This window comes from Methyloglobulus sp., from assembly GCF_046714055.1.
Lineage (GTDB): Bacteria > Pseudomonadota > Gammaproteobacteria > Methylococcales > Methylomonadaceae > Methyloglobulus.
Window position 1 is genome coordinate 1 of sequence record NZ_JBKKBJ010000097.1, and the last position, 3163, is coordinate 3163.

Annotated in this window: 4 protein-coding genes; 2 read left to right on the forward strand and 2 right to left on the reverse strand. The window is 48.8% G+C overall.

The genetic code is table 11. The features are described 5' to 3' along the window. Nucleotides 1-225 precede the first annotated feature (225 nt). Together ACLQ6D_RS06050 and ACLQ6D_RS06055 are read right to left on the reverse strand one after the other, a co-directional pair. A complete protein-coding gene (locus ACLQ6D_RS06050) occupies nt 226-861 on the reverse strand; it encodes a DUF4126 domain-containing protein (protein ID WP_411726388.1) in 636 nt (211 codons plus the stop codon). A 58-nt stretch (nt 862-919) separates the two neighbouring features. Continuing rightward, complete coding sequence (locus ACLQ6D_RS06055) at nt 920-1771, reverse strand: PHP domain-containing protein (RefSeq protein WP_411726389.1); 852 nt, start codon at nt 1769-1771, stop codon at nt 920-922. A 160-nt stretch (nt 1772-1931) separates the two neighbouring features. Here ACLQ6D_RS06055 and ACLQ6D_RS06060 point away from each other — a divergent pair, with 160 nt between their 5' ends. Together ACLQ6D_RS06060 and ACLQ6D_RS06065 are read left to right on the forward strand one after the other, a co-directional pair. Beyond that, nucleotides 1932-2126: a hypothetical protein gene (locus ACLQ6D_RS06060; protein ID WP_411726390.1), complete on the forward strand. Its 195-nt coding sequence runs from the start codon at nt 1932-1934 to the stop codon at nt 2124-2126. 320 nt (nt 2127-2446) lie between these two features. Then, nucleotides 2447-3163, forward strand: a 717-nt coding sequence (locus ACLQ6D_RS06065; protein ID WP_411726391.1) for a glycosyltransferase, incomplete at its 3' end; no start/stop codon positions are given.

Here is a 3163-nt window from a genome sequence, read left to right on the forward strand (position 1 = left end):
TCGCCAGCCAACCCGACACCATCCGAAATCTTTGCTCCCGTAAATGGGCTTTATTAATATGATAATCTATTGGGATTGGTATAATCTCGCAACTAAGAGCTAAACATGCCGACTGGCGAACGACCGAACTTTGTCGGCATGAAACGCTCAACGCGCTGATAACCTAGACGCGGAGTTTTGATGCTTGAATAATGCCGAGGATTGCCTTAAACGATGCCAATCGTTTTATTGCGGCAGATTACAATCGGGCGGGTGGGATTTTCGGAACCAACCGAGGATAATGCAGAAAACTTTTTTTACCCCCGACCAAATCCTTGGCAATAACCAGATCATCAATATTACAAACAATACCAGTGCAATCAAGAAGAAAACCGGATGATTGACGCTCGCCCAAACGCCAGCGACAACAGCAACATCCTCCCCAACCGACGCAATCCAGTTGCTAAAGGGTTCCGGCGAGGCATTAATCAGCACTCGGGTACCTGCTTTGGTGGCATGTGTGCTAGCCGCAAGGCTACCACCCAGTAATGCGGCGGCGATTTCAACGGCAGGATTTAAGTCTCCCACCGCGCCAGCAGCCAGCATCGCCCCGGCGGGAATGCGGATAAATGTATGTATCGTATCCCAGCCGGTATCTACGCCTGGGGTTTTATCGACAAAGAATTCAATGAAATACATGATTCCGGCAGCACCCATTACCAACGGATTTGCCACGATTTGTAAATCCGGCGGCAAATCGATATTGCCGCTATTGGCAAGAAACCCTAAGGTCAACAAAGTGGCATACAGATTAATTCCGCTAGCCCACGCCAAGCCCATAGTCAACGCCAGTGTTGCCGTTATTTGATCGAGTGCTTCCATTATTTAGTCTTCATGTTGATAATCGCATTTAGCCTAACATACTGATTGTGAATAGTAGCTAAACGATATTGACTGCCTGGCCGAACAATTCCCACACGGGTTTTATATGGGTCGGCAATGGTGCAAGCCTGCCTAACTCGACCCATTGGTTTGCCGGACTGTGAAAATCGGATCCAACGGAACCTGCGAGTTCAAAATCGTTCGCGAGTGTGGCCGCCAATTTGATTTCATCGGCGCTGCACCTGCCGGTCACCACCTCTATTCCTTGCCCCCCAGCTTGTTTGAATGCGGTAAGCAAGCGTTTCATCCAATTCGCCGACAATTTGTAGCGGAGTGGATGCGCCAATACCGCTACGCCACCCGATTGGGTAATCCATCTGAGAGCTAAATCCAACTCTGCCCAGACCGTAGCCACATAAGCGGGTTTGTCCTTGGCTAGATAACGGTCGAACGCTTCCTGTTGGCTGGAGACATGGTTTTGCGATACCAGAAAATCGGCGAAATGGGTGCGGGTAATCATGCTGTCCCCGGCGGCCTTGGTGACTGATTCCAGTGCTCCGGGGATACGCTTATTTTCCAGCTTGGCAGCAATTTTCCCTGCCCGTTCAAGGCGAATAACTTGTAGATTACGAATCGCCTCAAGCAATGGCGGATAATGTGGATCAATGCCCAATCCGACGATATGAAAACTTTTATCCTGCCAGCTTGCAGACAGTTCTATACCCGCAATCAGTTTAATATTCGCCTTGCTTGCAGTCGTTTGCGCTTCCTCATATCCAGCCGTCGTATCATGATCGGTTAAGGCCAACGCGGTCACGCCTTGTTCATGCGCCCGTTGCACCAATTCGGTTGGTGACAATACGCCATCCGAAGCCGTTGAGTGGCAATGAAGATCATATTTTTCAGTCATAAGCCGTTAGATAGGCGCGAGAAGTTGCAAGATTATACCACTATTGAATATGCAGAGATGTGTTGACTGTCCGCTCATTCTGGCTAATTGATGTGCCGTTTAACTTGAATCAGTTTAAAATTCACTACCGTTCAATACCAGGTAGAACTAGGAGAGCATCTTGACAGAACCGGTACGCCAGCGAAGATCGGCTTATGCCCGTTTCTCTAACGCCCTGAATGCAAACCAGCAAGAAAACACCCAAAATCAGGACAAACTGGAAGCAAGCAAAAACAATTGGATGATTCCTCCACCAATTAAGATCGGCCTGATGAATTTGGTTTATAATGTGATGCACTTGGTGCAGGTAGATTAAGCGCGACGCGAAACCAGGCAACCGAACTTTGATGGACAAGCACAGGGAAGCTGTGCTTGTTGGGGCATAACTTAAGGGGGAAATCCCTCGGCAAAAAGGGCTTTGCAACAGGGATCGGCTTCGAAATGCCCGGATTTTGGAAAAACCCCAAAAAGTTTCAGCACTTTCTCAGTATGGCGGTTTAAATTACAATTAATAGAAGTTCCCTAAAGTCAAGCCAGCCGATTTGAGCTTTTCATCAAACTTATAACGACGGCAATCGTGTGCGTAGTATCATATTTTCAGCTATATTTGGTTTGCTAACATGGTATTAAAACAGCGTGAAACAACAGGATAAATGCGGAATGCGGCTACTGATCTTTATATACTCCATAAGCGGCGGCGGTGCCGAGCGCGTTTCAGCCAACCTCGCCAACCACTGGGCAGCCAAGGGATGGGAGATCACTATTGTTACCCTGTCGCGGCAAAGCCTGGATTTTTATGAATTGCATCCAGCAGTCAAGCGCATTGCGTTGGAATTGGCTGGCGAGAGCGCCAATGTCTTGGCTGTGTTGTGGAAGAACATACGTCGTGTGGTCGCGCTACGGCGAGCGCTGCGGCAGGTTCAACCCGACATTGCTCTTGGGATGATGACTACAGCGAATGTACTGTTGGCTCTGGCGGCTTGGGGCTTGCCCACTCTGCGCACCGTAGGCGCAGAACGTATCCATCCCCCGCAATTTCCGTTGGGTTATTTATGGGAGACCTTGCGCAGTCACACCTATGGCTTATTGAATATTGTGACGGCCTTGAGCAGTGAGGGCAAAGATTGGATCAAAACAAATACTAATGCCCAAAGGGTTACGGTAATTCCGAATGCCGTTACTTGGCCATTGCCAGGACAAGAACCTCAAATTAGTCCAAGTGTAATATACCAACGCGAATGGCAGCTATTGCTCGCAGTTGGACGTTTGGACCCGCAAAAAGGGTTCGATTGGCTGATTGTGGCGTTTGCTAACCTTGCAGACAAGCACCACGACTGGGATCTGGTGATACTC

What these genes read in the sequence shown, in the direction of transcription:
- ACLQ6D_RS06050 (WP_411726388.1), bottom strand. Translation starts at nt 861, where the DNA reads ATGGAAGCACTCGATCAAATAACGGCAACACTGGCGTTGACTATGGGC.
- ACLQ6D_RS06055 (WP_411726389.1), bottom strand. Translation starts at nt 1,771, where the DNA reads ATGACTGAAAAATATGATCTTCATTGCCACTCAACGGCTTCGGATGGC.